Origin of the sequence: Stenotrophomonas sp. SBJS02, from assembly GCF_020428325.2 — a bacterium.
Lineage (GTDB): Bacteria > Pseudomonadota > Gammaproteobacteria > Xanthomonadales > Xanthomonadaceae > Stenotrophomonas > Stenotrophomonas africana.
Map to the genome: position 1 here is coordinate 4,141,869 of NZ_CP109812.1, position 14,839 is coordinate 4,156,707.

At 66.0% G+C, this 14,839-nt stretch carries 13 protein-coding genes; 6 read left to right on the plus strand and 7 right to left on the minus strand.

Annotated features, from left to right (window positions below; all coding sequences use genetic code 11):
• Positions 1–40 precede the first annotated feature (40 nt).
• Both FQS62_RS19105 and ubiE read right to left on the minus strand, forming a co-directional pair.
• On the minus strand, positions 41–1,969 hold the full coding sequence (locus tag FQS62_RS19105) for a M1 family metallopeptidase (RefSeq protein ID WP_107380442.1): 1,929 nt from the start codon (positions 1,967–1,969) through the stop codon (positions 41–43).
• 183 nt (positions 1,970–2,152) lie between these two features.
• A complete protein-coding gene (ubiE, locus tag FQS62_RS19110; RefSeq protein WP_005411082.1) occupies positions 2,153–2,914 on the minus strand; it encodes a bifunctional demethylmenaquinone methyltransferase/2-methoxy-6-polyprenyl-1,4-benzoquinol methylase UbiE in 762 nt (253 codons plus the stop codon).
• 80 nt (positions 2,915–2,994) lie between these two features.
• Between ubiE and FQS62_RS19115 the strand changes: the two genes are divergently transcribed.
• The 4 genes from FQS62_RS19115 to FQS62_RS19130 all read left to right on the plus strand — a co-directional run bounded on the left by FQS62_RS19115 (position 2,995) and on the right by FQS62_RS19130 (position 4,807).
• Positions 2,995–3,447, plus strand: a complete 453-nt coding sequence (locus FQS62_RS19115; RefSeq protein WP_208044200.1) for a nucleoside deaminase — start codon at positions 2,995–2,997, stop codon at positions 3,445–3,447.
• Between the two features lie 198 nt (positions 3,448–3,645).
• Positions 3,646–3,906: a hypothetical protein gene (locus FQS62_RS19120; protein WP_049443978.1), complete on the plus strand. Its 261-nt coding sequence runs from the start codon at positions 3,646–3,648 to the stop codon at positions 3,904–3,906.
• A 75-nt stretch (positions 3,907–3,981) separates the two neighbouring features.
• Complete coding sequence (locus tag FQS62_RS19125) at positions 3,982–4,317, plus strand: hypothetical protein (RefSeq protein WP_005411085.1); 336 nt, start codon at positions 3,982–3,984, stop codon at positions 4,315–4,317.
• A 67-nt stretch (positions 4,318–4,384) separates the two neighbouring features.
• The gene (locus FQS62_RS19130) at positions 4,385–4,807 is read left to right on the plus strand and encodes a low affinity iron permease family protein (RefSeq protein ID WP_049443977.1); all 423 of its coding nucleotides are present in this window, start codon (positions 4,385–4,387) and stop codon (positions 4,805–4,807) included.
• 145 nt (positions 4,808–4,952) lie between these two features.
• Here FQS62_RS19130 and smeF read toward each other — a convergent pair whose 3' ends face one another.
• From smeF to smeD, 3 genes are all read right to left on the minus strand, one after another.
• On the minus strand, positions 4,953–6,353 hold the full coding sequence (gene smeF, locus FQS62_RS19135) for a multidrug efflux RND transporter outer membrane subunit SmeF (protein WP_164159147.1): 1,401 nt from the start codon (positions 6,351–6,353) through the stop codon (positions 4,953–4,955).
• A gap of 91 nt (positions 6,354–6,444) precedes the next feature.
• Positions 6,445–9,567 carry a multidrug efflux RND transporter permease subunit SmeE gene (gene smeE, locus FQS62_RS19140; RefSeq protein WP_088479125.1) on the minus strand — a complete coding sequence of 1,041 codons (3,123 nt, stop codon included), beginning with the start codon at positions 9,565–9,567 and terminating at the stop codon, positions 6,445–6,447.
• Positions 9,568–9,579: 12 nt separating this feature from the next.
• Entirely contained in the window at positions 9,580–10,764 is a 1,185-nt protein-coding gene (gene smeD, locus FQS62_RS19145) for a multidrug efflux RND transporter periplasmic adaptor subunit SmeD (protein ID WP_049443973.1), read from the minus strand.
• A gap of 208 nt (positions 10,765–10,972) precedes the next feature.
• Between smeD and smeT the strand changes: the two genes are divergently transcribed.
• Complete coding sequence (gene smeT / locus FQS62_RS19150; protein ID WP_100442838.1) at positions 10,973–11,632, plus strand: efflux transporter SmeDEF transcriptional repressor SmeT; 660 nt, start codon at positions 10,973–10,975, stop codon at positions 11,630–11,632.
• A gap of 45 nt (positions 11,633–11,677) precedes the next feature.
• Positions 11,678–12,670 (plus strand): Gfo/Idh/MocA family protein, encoded by a 993-nt coding sequence (locus FQS62_RS19155; protein ID WP_154349648.1) that lies wholly within the window; start codon positions 11,678–11,680, stop codon positions 12,668–12,670.
• A gap of 96 nt (positions 12,671–12,766) precedes the next feature.
• Here FQS62_RS19155 and hslU read toward each other — a convergent pair whose 3' ends face one another.
• Entirely contained in the window at positions 12,767–14,140 is a 1,374-nt protein-coding gene (gene hslU / locus FQS62_RS19160; protein ID WP_049443969.1) for an ATP-dependent protease ATPase subunit HslU, read from the minus strand.
• Positions 14,141–14,234: 94 nt separating this feature from the next.
• On the minus strand, positions 14,235–14,786 hold the full coding sequence (gene hslV / locus FQS62_RS19165; RefSeq protein ID WP_005411093.1) for an ATP-dependent protease subunit HslV: 552 nt from the start codon (positions 14,784–14,786) through the stop codon (positions 14,235–14,237).
• Between the last annotated feature and the right edge of the window lie 53 nt (positions 14,787–14,839).

Sequence of the window (14,839 nt, forward strand, 5' to 3'; positions counted from 1 at the left end):
CTCTACAAAAAAAGCGCCGGGGGATGCCCGGCGCGTTTTCTTACTTGGCTTCGGCCTTGGCCAGCATGTCCTGGACCGAGGCGGTGGTGATCGGGTGGTACCCCGGCTTGGCCTTTTCGAAGGCCTGCTTGGCCAGTTCCAGCCCCTTCGGAGTCTTCACCAGTTCGGCGTAGATCGGCAGGATCAGCTTGCGACGGCCGACGCGCTCGATGAACGCAGCCGCGCCTTCATTGGCCTGCTCGTAGCCGCTGCGGATCGCCAGCGGGTACCAGCGCATGGCGATCTCGCCATTCGGGGTGCCGGTGAAGTGGAAGGCCTTGTCCAGCGTGGCCAGCTTGTCCAGCGGCTGGGTCGCGCCCAGGCCGTCGATGAAGCGCACCCATTCCTGCGTGCTCCAGTCGGCGATGACCTGGCTGCTCGGCACGGTGCCGGCGCTGGCGAAGGCGATGCGCGCGGTATCGACGCTGCTGAAGTTGCGCGACTGCGCCTTGGCCGCGAACGCCGGAATGCCCGGCTCGTCCAGCCATGCCTTCAGCTCGGCCTCGGTCACTGCCGACGGCTTCTTCGGCAGCAGGTTCTTCTTCATGTACGCGACGAACTGGTCGGTATTCGCGCTCTGGAAGGCGTGGTCATCGAACCAGCCACGCAGGAACGGATCGAAGGTCTCGCGGCCGAAGCGCTGTTCCAGGAATTCCAGGAACCATGCACCCTTGACGTAGGCCACCTGGCTGAGGGCTTCGTCGGGGTCGCGCTCGTTCAGCGGCGGCAGCGCCAGCGCCTGGTCGGCCGGGCTCATGTCCTTCACTTCGGCCAGCAGGTCGGTCTGGTCGATCTGCTTCTCCATCTCGGCCATCTCCTTGCCATACAGCGCTTCGGTGATGCGGCCCTGGACGTAGGTCGTGAAGCCTTCATTGAGCCAGATGTCCTTCCAGCTGGCGTTGGTCACCAGGTTGCCCGACCAGCTGTGCGCCAGTTCGTGGGCGACCAGCGAGACCAGCGACTTGTCGCCGACAATCACGGTCGGAGTGGCGAAGGTCAGGCGCGGGTTTTCCATGCCGCCGAACGGGAACGACGGCGGCAGCACCAGCATGTCGTAGCGGCCCCAGCGGTATTCGCCGTACAGCTTCTCGGCGGCACCGATCATCTTCTCGGTGTCTTCGAATTCCTTGGCGGCCTTGTTGACCATGGTCGGCTCGGCCCAGACGCCGGAGCGGCCGGAGATCGGCTCGAACACCAGGTCGCCGGCGGCGATGGCCAGCAGGTAGGACGGAATCGGCTGCGGCATCTTGAAGGTGTAGTCACCATCACGCGCGGCCTTCGGATCGTTGTCGGCGCTCATCAGGACCATTACGTCCGGCCGCGAGACCACGTGCGCGCTGTAGGTGAAGCGCACGCTCGGGGTGTCCTGCAGCGGCACCCAGGAACGGGCATGGATGGCCTGCGACTGGCTGAACATGAAGGGCAGCTTCTTGCCTTCGGTCATCGACGGCGCCAGCCACTGCAGGCCCGAGGCGGTCGGTGCGGTGTGGTAGGTCACTTCCACCTTGGCCGGCTGTTCCGGGGTCTCGATGGTCAGCTTGCTGCCGAACACCTTGTCGACCGGGGCCAGCGCGAACTGCAGCGGGCTGCGCGCGCCATCGGCACCGACGGCCTCGACCTTGGACACGGTCAGCTCGCGGGTGTCGAGCACCAGCTGCTTGGCGTCCTTCTGCTTCCATTCCAGGGTGTAGGTGGCGGTGCCGCCGATCTGCTTCTGGTCGAAATCCAGCTTCAGGTCCAGCGCGATGTCCTTGATGACGACCTTGTCCGGCTCGGCGTACGAGCTTTCGTCGTGGCTGCGGTTCTCGGCGTTCACGGGGGCGGCGGGGGCCTTTGCGGCAGTCGGGGCGGCGGCGGGCGCGGCCGCCTCCTGGGAGCAGCCGGCGGCCAGGGCCACGGCCAGCGGAAGGAGCATCAGCGGATTACGCATGAATCGGGACCGTTACGGGGATCAAACCCCAATGGTACCTCCCTCCGGCCCCGCAGGCGTTGCGCGGTGCGGGGTAATGGCGGACACAGCGCCGGTAGTGCCGGCCGCTGGCCGGCAACCCCGTCGCCCGGTGATTGGCCGCGCAGATGCCGGCCAGCGGCCGGCACTACCGGAACAACGGGCTTACAGCTTGTAGCCGGAGTGGATCGAAACGATGCCGCCGGTCAGGTTCTTGTAGTGGCAGCGCTCGAACCCGGCCTGCCCCATCATCGCCTTCAGTTCATCCTGCGGCGGGTGCTTGCGGATGCTCTCGGCCAGGTACTGGTAGCTGTCCGAGTCATTGGCGAACAGCTTGCCCAGCTTCGGCAGGATCTTGAACGAGTGGAAGTCGTAGATCGGCTTGAACCAGTCCGCGGTGACTTCGGAGAACTCCAGCACGCGGGCCTGGCCGCCGACCTTCAGCACGCGGTACATCTCGCGCAGGCCGGCGTCCTTGTCGGTCACGTTGCGCAGGCCGAAGGCGATGGTGACCAGGTCGAAGCTGTTGTCCGGGAACGGCAGGGCCTCGGCGTTGCACTGCACGTAGTCCAGGCCGAGCACCAGGCCGCGGTTGGTCAGGCGATCACGGCCGACCGACAGCATGCCGGCGTTGATGTCGCCCAGCACCACCGAGCCCTCGGCGCCAACGCGCTCCTTCAGCAGGGCGGCGATGTCGCCGGTGCCGCCCGCCAGATCGAGCACGCGGTCGCCCGGCTTCACCTGCGCGGTGGCCACGTAGTAGCGCTTCCACGCCCGGTGCACGCCCAGGCTCATCAGGTCGTTCATCAGGTCGTAGTTGCGCGCGACCGAGGTGAACACCTGGCCGACCAGCTTCTGCTTGTCCTTGGCGGCGACGTCGCGGAACCCGAAATGGGTGGTACCGGCTTTGTAGGGGGATTCGCTCATGACCCCGATTATCGCACCGCCGGGGGCCAGCGGCACCCCCTGCCCGTATCATGGCGGGCCACGACTTACCGGAGCCCCGCATGATCACCACGCCCGACTACCAGGCCCTGCTGCAGACCGCCATCGCCGAAGCCCGCCAGGGACTGGCCGAGGGCGGCGTGCCGATCGGCGCGGCCCTGTACCACAACGACGGCCGCCTGCTTGGCTGCGGCCACAACCGCCGCGTGCAGGAAGGCGACCCGTCCGTGCACGGCGAAACCGATGCGTTCCGCAAGGCCGGCCGCCAGCGCCGTTACCAGGACACGATCATGGTCACCACCCTGGCACCGTGCTGGTACTGCTCGGGCCTGGTGCGCCAGTTCAACATCGGCACCGTGGTGGTGGGCGAATCGCGCACCTTCCAGGGCGGCATCGACTGGTTGCGGGAAAACGGCGTCAACGTGATCGACCTGGACAGCCAGGAATGCGTGGACATGCTGGGCGGCTTCATTGCGCAGCACCCGGAGATCTGGAATGAAGACATCGGTGAATGATCACCACGCAGTGTCCTGTTGAACCCGTTTAATGAACGCTTCAGTGCCGGCACGCCCTAGTGCCGGCAGCGTTTGCGGCCATTGCCGTGAACCCGTGCACAGTCAGCTGCGCAGCGTGCACACGCTGCGGTAACACCCCGCCCGGCTGCCGCGCCTAGGGTGGGGTTACCGGGACTTCTTTCCCCGGCGGAGCCAGCCATGTGCGCGCACGCCGTACGACCCACGCCAGACTCGATCCTCGATCCGATCCGCGAACGCCTGCAGCGGCAATATGCACTGCACCGGCGCGGCGCCTTGTTCTGGACCGCCTACCAGCGCATGCAGCTGGAGCTGGTCCATCACCATCCGCTCGACCACGAGCGTCTGTGCAACGCGATGGCCAACCTGGCCGAAGATCTCGGTGCCGTCGAGCATGCGCAGTTGATCGGCCATGCCAACGCCAGCTCCACATCCCGCTGACGCGGCATGCACCGCCACATACGCCACACTCCGATGAACCCCCACTCCCTTTCCACTCAACCGAACTGGATTGTCATGCACGCTGAAGTCCCCACCATTCCTCCGGTCATCAACGTTGACGCCGAGCTGGATCACTGGCGCCGCCAACATGCCGAAGGCGCACTGCCGCACAACTCGTTCGGCTCGTACGTGCCGTGGATCAAGTTCGCCTGCGATTCGCTGATCACCCAGCCGCGCGCCAGCGAGGCCGAACGTGACGAGATGTTCCAGACCCAGTACGCCCTGCAGATCATGCCGCGGCTGAGCGAAGCCCAGGCCCGCGAGTTCGTCGACCGTTGCTGGCAGCACGTCTACCAGAGCAGTCCGGTGCGCAGCCTGCAGGCACCGCGGCTGCAGCGCATGCGGGCCTGACCGCCGCTGCACGGCGCCTGCACGGGCCACTGCCGATCATCCTCGTCACCTGAGTGGGACGACGACGATGAAAGTACGAAACCTGTTCAATACGATCGCCAAGAAGGCCGCGGCCGCCACCGGCTCGCCGTGGACCTTCCTGGCTGCAGTAACGATCGTGGTGATCTGGGGCATCAGTGGTCCGGTGTTCGGCTTCAACGACACCTGGCAGCTGGTGATCAACACCGGCACCACCATCATCACCTTCCTGATGGTGTTCCTGATCCAGCACACGCAGAACGCGGACACCGCCGCGATGCAGATCAAGCTGGACGAGCTGATCCGGGCGACCGCCGAAGCCAACAACGAACTGTTGGATCTGGAAGAACTGGACGAAGCGCGCCTGGAAGAGATCCGCGCGGAGTACGAGCAGATGGCGCGCGAAGCCGGCGATGCGCTGGCGCGCGTTCGCGCCTGCCATGCGGCGCGGCGCGACGATGAAGCGGTGTAGCGGGCCCCGGAATGACAATGCCGGCCAGCGGCCGGCACTACCATCGATCATCAGGCAGGTGCCAACCTTGGTTGGCACGGATGCGTCCGTGCAGGCGCCTGGCCCTGTGCCAACCAAGGTTGGCACCTACCTGAAGAAGCGCGGACTAGCCGCGCTCGTGCCAGCCGCCGCCCAGCACCTTGTACAGGGTGATGCGGTTGGCCTGCTGTGCCAGCTGCGCCTGCAGCTGGGTCTGCTGCGCGTTGTAGGCGGTACGCCGCGCATCGAGCAGGGTGACGAAGCTGTCCAGCCCCGCGTCGTAGCGGGCCTGTGACAGGCGGTTGGCCTGTTCGGCCGCTTCCACCAGGCGCTGCTGTGAACTCACCTGCTCGTCCAGGCTGACGTTCAATGCCAACGCATCGGCGGTTTCGCGGAAGCCCACCTGGATCGACTTCTCGTACTGCGCCAGTGCGATATCACGATCGGCGTTGGCGATGGCCAGGTTGGCGCGCAGCTTGCCGCCCTGGAAGATCGGAAGGGTGATCTTCGGCAGGAAACTCCACACCCGCGTTCCACTGTCGAACAGGTTGGACAGTTCACTCGAGCCACTGCCGATGCTGCCGGTCAGCGAGATGCTCGGGAAGAACGCTGCGCGTGCCGCACCGATGTTGGCGTTGGCGGCCAGCAGCTGGTGTTCGGCGGCCATGATGTCCGGGCGCTGCAGCAGCACGTCGCTGGGCAGGCCAGCCGGCGGCGGTGCCAGCGCCAGCAGCTGCGGTTCGATGCTGTCCGGCAGCAGTGCCGGATCCAGCTGGCCACCCGCCAGCAGCGCCAGCGCGTTGCGGTCCTGGGCCAACTGGCCCCGCAGGCGTGCCGCATCCGTCCGTGCGGTCTCGACCAGGGTACGGGTCTGGGTGAGTTCCAACGCCGAACTGCCACCACGCTCGTGGCGGGCCTCGGCCAGGCGCAACGAATCCTCGTAGGTCTTCAGCGTTGCATCGGCGATCTTCAGCCGCTGCGCGTCGGCACCGTAGGTCAGCCACGCCGTCGCGGTCTCGGCCACCAGGCTCAACTGCGCGTTGCGGCGGTTGGCGGCCACGGCGAAGTACTGCTGCAGCGCCGCTTCACTGAGATTGCGCACGCGGCCGAACAGATCCAGCTCGAACTCGGCCACGCCGACACCGGCGGCGAACTGCTCGGTGACACCGGCGTCGGTACCACGGCGGTCCATCTGGCCGGTGACGGCCACGCCGGGTACGCGATCGGCGCGCTGCACGCGGTACTGGCCGCGCGCGCGTTCAACATTGAGCACGGCCACACGCAGGTCGCGGTTGTTCTGCAGCGACTGGTCGATCACCTGCTGCAGGCGCGCATCGGTGAAGAAATCGCGCCAGCCGACGGCGGCGACATCGGCCACCTCGCCCTGCGCGGCCTCGGCCGGCCACTGCGCCGGAATTGCCGGAGCGACAGCGGTGTTCTTCGGCGCCAGGGTGGAGCAGCCGGCGAGCACGAGCGCTGCGGTAATGGAAAGGAACAGGGATGTACTTTTCATGGGAATGACTTCCATCGGTACTGCCGGATGGCAGGAGGTCATGCCGGCCGGCGGCCGGCACTACCGTTTCGATAACACCAGCCTGAGGCCGGCATGGCCGTTTCGCTTACGTCGCGGATTTGCGCTTGAACACGCGCTGCACCACCACGAAGAACAGCGGCACGAAGAACACGCCGAGCACGGTGCCGACGATCATGCCGCCGAGCACGCCGGTGCCGATCGCCTGCTTGGCGCCGGAGCCCGCACCGGTGGAGATCGCCAGCGGTACCACGCCCATGCCGAAGGCCAGCGAGGTCATCACGATCGGGCGCAGGCGGTCGCGCACGGCGTGCATGATCGATTCGATCAGGCTGGCGCCCTTCTCCAGGTTTTCCTTGGCGAACTCGACGATCAGGATCGCGTTCTTGCTGGTCAGGCCCACCGTGGTCAGCATCGCCACCTGGAAGTAGATGTCGCGTTCCAGGCCCTTGAAGGTATTGGCCAGCACGGCGCCGAGGATGCCCAGCGGGGCCGCCAGCAGCACCGCCGTCGGCACGCTCCAGCTTTCATACATCGCAGCCAGGCACAGGAACACGATCATCAGCGACAGCGTGTACAGCAGCGGCGTCTGCGAGCCAGCCTGGCGCTCCTGGTACGACATCGCCGTCCACTCGATGCCGAAGCCCGCCGGCAGCTGCTTGGCCAGCTGCTCGATCTCGGCCATGGCGTCACCGGAGGCGACACCCGGGGCCGGTTCGCCCTGGATTTCCATGGCCGACACACCGTTGTAGCGCTCCAGGCGCGGCGAACCGTAATCCCAATGCTTGGTAGCGAAGGCACTGAACGGCACCATCTCACCCTTGTCGTTCTTCACGGACCAGAGGTCGAAGTCCTCCGGCACCATGCGGAACGGCTGGTCGGCCTGCACGAACACGCGCTTGACGCGGCCACGATCGACGAAGTCGTCGATGTACGAGCTGCCCCAAGCGGCAGCCAGCGTGCCGTTGATCTGGTCGATCGACAGCCCCAGCGAGGTCGCCTTGGCCGCGTCGATGTCGATGCGGAACTGCGGCGTGTCTTCCTGGCCGTTCGGGCGCACGTTGGCCAGCTTCTTGCTGCCGGCAGCGAGGCCCAGCAACTGGTTGCGTGCAGCCACCAGTGCCTCGTGGCCCTGGCCGCTGTTGTCCTTCAGGAAGAAGGTGTAGCCCGACGCGGTACCCAGCTCCGGAATGGCCGGCGGCGGGAAGGCGAAGATGAAGGCATCCTTGATCTGGCCCAGCGCTGCCATGGCGCGGCCAGTGATCGGCATCACGCCATTGTCGGCGTCACGCTCGCTCCAGTCCTTCAGCTTGACGAACGCCATGCCGGCGTTCTGGCCCATGCCGGCGAAGCTGAAGCCCTGCACCGAGAATACCGAGTCCACCGCATCCTTTTCGTTCTGCAGGAAGTGGTTTTCCAGTGCTGCGATCGATTCCAGCGTACGTTCCTGGGTGGCACCGACCGGGGCCTGCACCAGCGCCATCAGCACGCCCTGGTCTTCGTTGGGCAGGAACGAGCTGGGCAGGCGCACGAACAGCACGCCCATCAGCACGAACAGCGCCGCCACGATGCCCATGAAGCGCCACGGACGGTGGATGATGCCGCGCACGCCACGCTGGTAGCTTTCGCTGGTGCGGTCGAAGCCACGGTTGAAACCGTTGAAGAAGCGACCGGCCAGGCCGCGATGGGCGACGTGGTGCTCGCCCTTCTTCAGCGGCTTGAGCATGGTCGCGCACAACGCCGGGGTCAGCACGATCGCGACCAGCACCGACAGTGCCATCGCCGAAACGATCGTGGCCGAGAACTGGCGATAGATCACGCCGGTGGAACCGCTCATGAAGGCCATCGGCACGAACACGGCCGACAGCACCAGGCCGATACCCACCAGCGCGCCGGTGATCTGGCCCATCGACTTGCGGGTGGCCTCGAGCGGCGACAGCCCCTCCTCGGACATGATGCGCTCGACGTTCTCCACCACTACGATGGCATCGTCCACCAGCAGGCCGATCGCCAGCACCATCGCGAACATGGTCAGCATGTTCACTGAGAAGCCCAGCATCGACAGCACGCCGAAGGTACCCAGCAGCACCACCGGCACGGCGATGGTCGGGATCAGAGTGGCGCGGAAGTTCTGCAGGAACAGGTACATCACCACGAACACCAGCACGATCGCTTCGATCAGGGTCTGCACCACACCCTTGATCGACACGCGCACAAACGGGGTGGTGTCGTACGGGACCTCGGCCTTCAGCCCGGCCGGGAAGAAGCTCTTCATGTCCTCCAGCGCGGCATTCACGCCAGCGGCGGTATCCAGCGCGTTGGCGCCGGTGGCCAGGGTGACCGCCAGGCCGCTGGCCGGCTGGCCGTTGTAGCGGGTGACGAAGTCGTACGATTCCGCACCCAGTTCGACGCGGGCGACATCACCCAGGCGCAGCTCGGCACCGTCCTGCGCACCGCGCACGATGATGTTGCGGAACTGTTCCGGGGTCTGCAGGCGCGACTGCGCGTTGATGGTGGCGTTGAGCTGCTGGCCCTTGATCGACGGCGCACCGCCGAGCTGGCCGATGGCGACCTGGGCGTTCTGTGCCTTGACCGCTGCGGTCACTTCCGCAACCGACAGGCCATAGGTATGCAGCTTGTTCGGGTCCAGCCAGATACGCATGGCGTACTTGCCACCGAACACCTGGATGTTGCCCACGCCCGGCACGCGGCTCAGACGGTCGACGACATTGGATCCGACGTAGTCGGCGATGTCGTTGGCGTCCATGCTGCCGTTCTCGGACACGAACGCGATGACGTTCAGGAAGCCCGAGCTGGACTTGGCCACGTTGATGCCCTGCCGCTGCACTTCCTGCGGCAGCAGCGGCATGGCCAGCTGCAGCTTGTTCTGCACCTGCACCTGGGCGATGTCCGGGTTGGTGCCGCTCTCGAAGGTCAGGGTGATGGTGGCCTGACCGTTGGACGAGCTGTTGGAGGAGAAGTAGATCAGGCCATCAAGGCCCTTCATGTTCTGCTCGATGATCTGCGTCACCGAGTCCTCGACCACCTTGGCCGATGCACCCGGGTAGGTGGCGCTGATTTCCACCGCCGGCGGTGCGACGTTGGGGTACATCGAGACCGGCAGCTTGAACAGGGCCAGGCCGCCGGCGAGCATGATGATGATGGCGATCACCCATGCAAAGATGGGTCGATCGATGAAAAAGCGTGCCATGGGGTTCTCCGCTTACTTCGCGTCGCCGGCCGGGGCGGCAGGCTGGGCGGCGGCGTCCGGCTTGACCGGAGCAGCGCCCTTCTCGGTGGCCTTGACCGGCATGCCGGGGCCGATCTTCTGCAGGCCTTCGACGATGACCTTGTCGCCGGCCTTCAGACCGTCCTCGACCAGCCACTTGTCGCCAACCGTGCGGCTGACCTTGACCGGGCGCACTTCAACCTTGCTGTCCTTGCCGACCACCATCGCGGTGGTGTCGCCCTTCGGATCGCGGGCGATGCCCTGCATCGGCACCAGCACTGCATCGCTGCGCACGCCGCCGCCGATCACCGCGCGCACGTAGGTGCCCGGCATCAGCAGGCCATCCGGGTTGTCCACCTTCACGCGCAGGCCGAAGCTGCCGGTGGCCGGATCGACGCTGACTTCGGAGAACTCCAGCGTGCCCTTGTGCTCGAAGGTGCTGCCGTCTTCCATCAGGATGCTGACCGGCAGCGTCTGGTTATCCTGCAGGCGGCCAGCGGCCAGCTCACGGCGCAGCTGCAGCAGCTCGGCCGAGGACTGGGTCAGGTCGACGTAGATCGGGTCCAGCTGCTGCACGGTGGCCAGTGCATTGGCCTGGCCGGCGCTGACCAGCGCACCCTGGGTAACGCTGGACTTGCCGATGCGGCCGCTGATCGGCGCGGTGATGCGGGCGTAGCCCAGGGTGACGTTGGCCGCATCCAGCGAGGCCTTGGCGGCACCGACGTCGGCCTCGGCCTGCTTCTGCGCGGCGACGGCGTTTTCCAGGTCCTGCTGGCTGACCGCGTCGACCTTGGCCAGTTCGGTGATGCGCTTTGCACTCAGGCGGGCGGCGTTGGCCGTGGCTTCGGCGCGGGCCAACTGCGCGCGAGCGCTGTTGGCCTGGGCACGGTAGCTGGCGTCCTCGATCTGGTACAGCGGCTCGCCGGCCTTGACCATGCCGCCTTCGGTGAACAGGCGCTTGGCGACGATGCCATTGACCTGCGGGCGCACTTCGGCAACCAGGAAGGCATTGGTGCGGCCCGGCAGTTCGCGGGTCAGGCCCACGGTCTCGGACTTCAGCGTGACCACAGTGACGTCACCCGGGCCCTGTTCGGGGGCCTCGGGTTGGCCGCCACAGGCAGCCACGGTCGCGGCGATGGCCAGCGACAGCGCGATGGGTCGGATTCGGCTCAGCAACATGACGGAAAGGCTCTTAGGGGAAGGAATCTCAAAACGCTCTGATACAGGCTGAAAGCGCCAGCAGGCAACGCTCACCGGCGGGGAGCAGCAGCCGGCGACGGCCTGCCACGCACGCGGCGGGAATGATGGGACGGAAATATACATACATGCGTGTTTGTTTGTAAACCGGTACAATTCAGCCACGTTTCACCCGCACTCGTACCCATCCATGGCCCGCAAGACCAAAGAGGACACCCAGGCAACCCGGGAAGGCATCCTTGACGCCGCCGAAGCCTGTTTCCATGAACACGGCGTGGCCCGTACCACGCTGGAGATGATCGGCGCCCGCGCCGGCTATACCCGTGGCGCGGTGTACTGGCACTTCAAGAACAAGAGCGAGGTGCTGGCCGCGATCGTCGAGCGCGTGCACCTGCCCTTCATGCAGGAACTGGAGCGCACCTCCACCGACCAGCGCGACACCCCGGTGCACGACCTGCGCGCGGTGATGATCCACTCGTTCATCGAGCTGTCCGAGGACGAGCGCCTGCGCAAGACCATGGAGATCATGCTGCGCAGCGATGCGTCGGCTGACACCAAGGTGCTGACCGAGATGCAGCAGGCTGGTTTCCGCGATGCGCTGGACCGGATGGAGCGCGCCCTGCGCCGTGCCCGCGATCTGGGCCAGCTGCGCGAAGGCGCCGACCCCAAGATCGCCGCGCGCATGCTGCACGCCACCGTGCTGGGCGTGCTGCACGGGGCGATGGTCGAACCGGAACTGATGGACCTCAAGCGCGACGGCATGCTCGCACTGGACATGACCCTGGCCGCCTACGTGAAGGACGGCGTGTTCGCGCCCGGCACCGTGCCCGAGCCGCTGCCCGAAGCGTGAGTGGCGCTGCTGCCGCCACCCTGGCACCCATGTGAGGACAGCCCCATGATCCTGGACAACGTGGTGTGGGGCTTCATCGGTTGCGGCAGTGTCACCGAGAAGAAGAGCGGACCCGCCCTGGCCAGTACACCCGGCTCACGGGTGGCAGCGGTCATGCGCCGCAATGCGGCGTTGGCCGAAGATTACGCAAGGCGCCATGCCATTCCTCGGTGGTACGCGGACGCCGATGCGCTCATCGCCGATCCGGAAGTGAACGCGGTGTACGTCGCAACGCCGCCCTCGACGCACATGCAGTACGCGCTGCAGGCGATCGCCGCTGGCAAGCCGGTCTACATCGAGAAGCCCATGGCCATGGATCACGCGGAATGCGAACGCGTGCTGGAGGCCAGCGCACGCCGTGGCGTGCCCGTGTTCGTGGCCTATTACCGCCGCGCCCTGCCTCGCTTCGCACAGGTGAAGCAGCTGCTGGACAGCGGTGCGATCGGCACGCCGCGCAGCGTGCGCGCGTCCCTGCATCGGCCGCATTCGGCGAATGCCGCATCGCCCGACTTCTGGCGGACCAACCCGGCGATCGCCGGCGGCGGGCTGTTCGTCGATCTGGGCTCGCATACCCTGGACCTGCTCGACCATCTAATGGGCCCGCTGAGCGATGTGCGTGGCCTGGCCAGCTCGTTGACCGGCGCCTACGCCGCCGAGGACAGCGTTTCGATGTGCTTCCGCACTGGAATGGGCGCGCACGGCATCGCGCACTGGAGTTTCTGCGCGTTCCGCCGCCAGGATGAGATCGAGATCACCGGCGACCGCGGGCAGCTGCGCTTTGCCATCTTCGAGGATGTTCCAGTCGTTCTGGAGACCGAAGCGGGCGTGCAGATGTTCGATATCCCGAACCCGCCATCGGTGCAGCAGCCGTTGATCGCCTCCCTCGTCGAAGAACTGCGTGGCTACGGCCGTTCACCTTCGACCGGCCTCAGTGCCGCCCGCACCAGTGCAGTGATCGACCAGGTGCTGCAGGACTATCGCACCCGGCACCCGCACTGACCGCCAACAAAAAAAGGCCGCCTTTCGGCGGCCTCTTCTGTTGCAGTGGGCGGGGCAGAGTCATCGCCAGGGCGAGGGATCCGACCCCAACGGGCATTACAGGATGTAGCGGCTCAGGTCCGGGTCCTGCACCAGCTCGCCCAGGTGCTTGTCAACGTAGGCGCTGTCGATGGCCAGGCTTTCACCATCGCGGTCCGGCGCCTCGTAGCTGAGCGAATCCAGCAGGCGTTCCAGCACGGTGTGCAGGCGGCGGGCACCGATGTTCTCCTGGCGCTCGTTCACCTGGAAGGCGATCTCGGCCAGACGATCAATGGCGTCGGCGGTAAAGCTGACCTTGACGCCCTCGGTGGCCAACAACGCTTCGTACTGCTTGGTCAGCGCGGCCTTCGGCTCGGTCAGGATCCGTACGAAATCACCCTTGCTCAGCGCGCCCAGTTCCACGCGGATCGGGAAGCGGCCCTGCAGTTCCGGAATCAGATCGCTGGGCTTGGCCAAATGGAACGCGCCCGAGGCGATGAACAGGATGTGGTCGGTCTTGATCGTGCCGTACTTGGTCGACACGTTGGAGCCTTCCACCAGCGGCAGCAGGTCGCGCTGCACGCCTTCGCGGGAGACATCGCCACCACCCACGTTATCGCCACGCTTGGCGACCTTGTCGATCTCGTCGATGAAGACGATGCCGTGCTGCTCGCAGGCCTCGATCGCCGCGGTGCGGATGTCGTCCTCGTTGACCAGCTTGCCGGCTTCTTCCTCGATCAGCAGCGGACGCGCAGCCTTGATGGTCAGCGTGCGCTTGTGCGCCTTGGCCCCACCGCCGAGGTTGGCGAACATCGACTTCAGCTGCTGGCCCATTTCCTCCATGCCCGGCGGGGTCATGATGTCCATGCTGACGTTGGCGGCCAGGTCGAGCTCGATCTCGCGCTCGTCCAGCTCCCCGTTGCGCAGCATCTTGCGGAACTTGATGCGGGTCTCGTTGTCCTGCGCCGACGGCTCGTTGCGCGCGACTTCCGGATCGAAACCGATGCCGCCACTACGGCGCGGCAGCAGTGCATCGAGGATGCGGTCTTCGGCGCGCTCTTCGGCCTGGGTACGCACGCGCACCTTGGCCTGTTCGCGATAGAGCTTGACGGCGGTATCTGCCAGGTCGCGGATGATCTGCTCGACGTCCTTGCCGACGTAGCCGACTTCGGTGAAGCGGGTGGCTTCAACCTTCACGAACGGTGCGTTGGCCAACGTGGCCAGGCGGCGCGCGATCTCGGTCTTGCCGACGCCGGTCGGGCCGATCATCAGGATGTTCTTCGGCATCACTTCATTGCGCAGCTCAGGCACCAGCTGCATGCGGCGCCAGCGGTTGCGCAGGGCGATGGCCACGGCGCGCTTGGCGTCGTGCTGGCCCACGATATGCCGGTCCAGTTCCTGCACGATCTCGCGCGGGGTCATGGTGGCGGAGGAAACTTCGATCTTCGACATGGATGTGCTCACGAATTCAGATGCATGTAGAGCCGAGCCATGCTCGGCTGACGGGCAGCCCTGCCGAGCATGGCTCGGCACTACAGAAGAGCGATCACAGCTCCTCGACCACCACGTTGCGGTTGGTGTAGATGCAGATGTCGCCGGCGATGCCGATCGCTTCGCTGGCAATGGTGCGCGCATCCAGTTCGGTGTGCGCCATCAGCGCGCGTGCGGCCGACAGTGCATAGGAACCACCGGAGCCGATGGCGATGATGCCGTCCTCCGGTTCGATCACATCACCGGTGCCGCTGATGATCAGCGAGGTTTCCTTGTCGGCCACCGCCAACAGGGCCTCAAGCTTGCCGAGGCGACGCTCGGTGCGCCAGTCCTTGGCCAGCTCGACCGCCGCACGTTGCAGCTGGCCGTGCTTTTCCAGCTTGGCCTCGAACAGCTCGAACAGGGTGAACGCATCGGCGGCGGCACCGGCGAAGCCGGCCAGCACCTGGCCATCACGGCCAAGGCGGCGCACCTTGCGCGCATTGCCCTTCATCACGGTGTGGCCCAGCGTGACCTGGCCGTCGCCGGCAATGGCCACGTGCTCGCCGCGACGGACGCAGACGATGGTGGTGGCGTGGAAAACGTTGGGGTTCTGACTGGGGTCCATGATGCCTCCGGGGTGACAGAACCAGAGGTGGGGACTGCCCTGCGCCCTTCAAG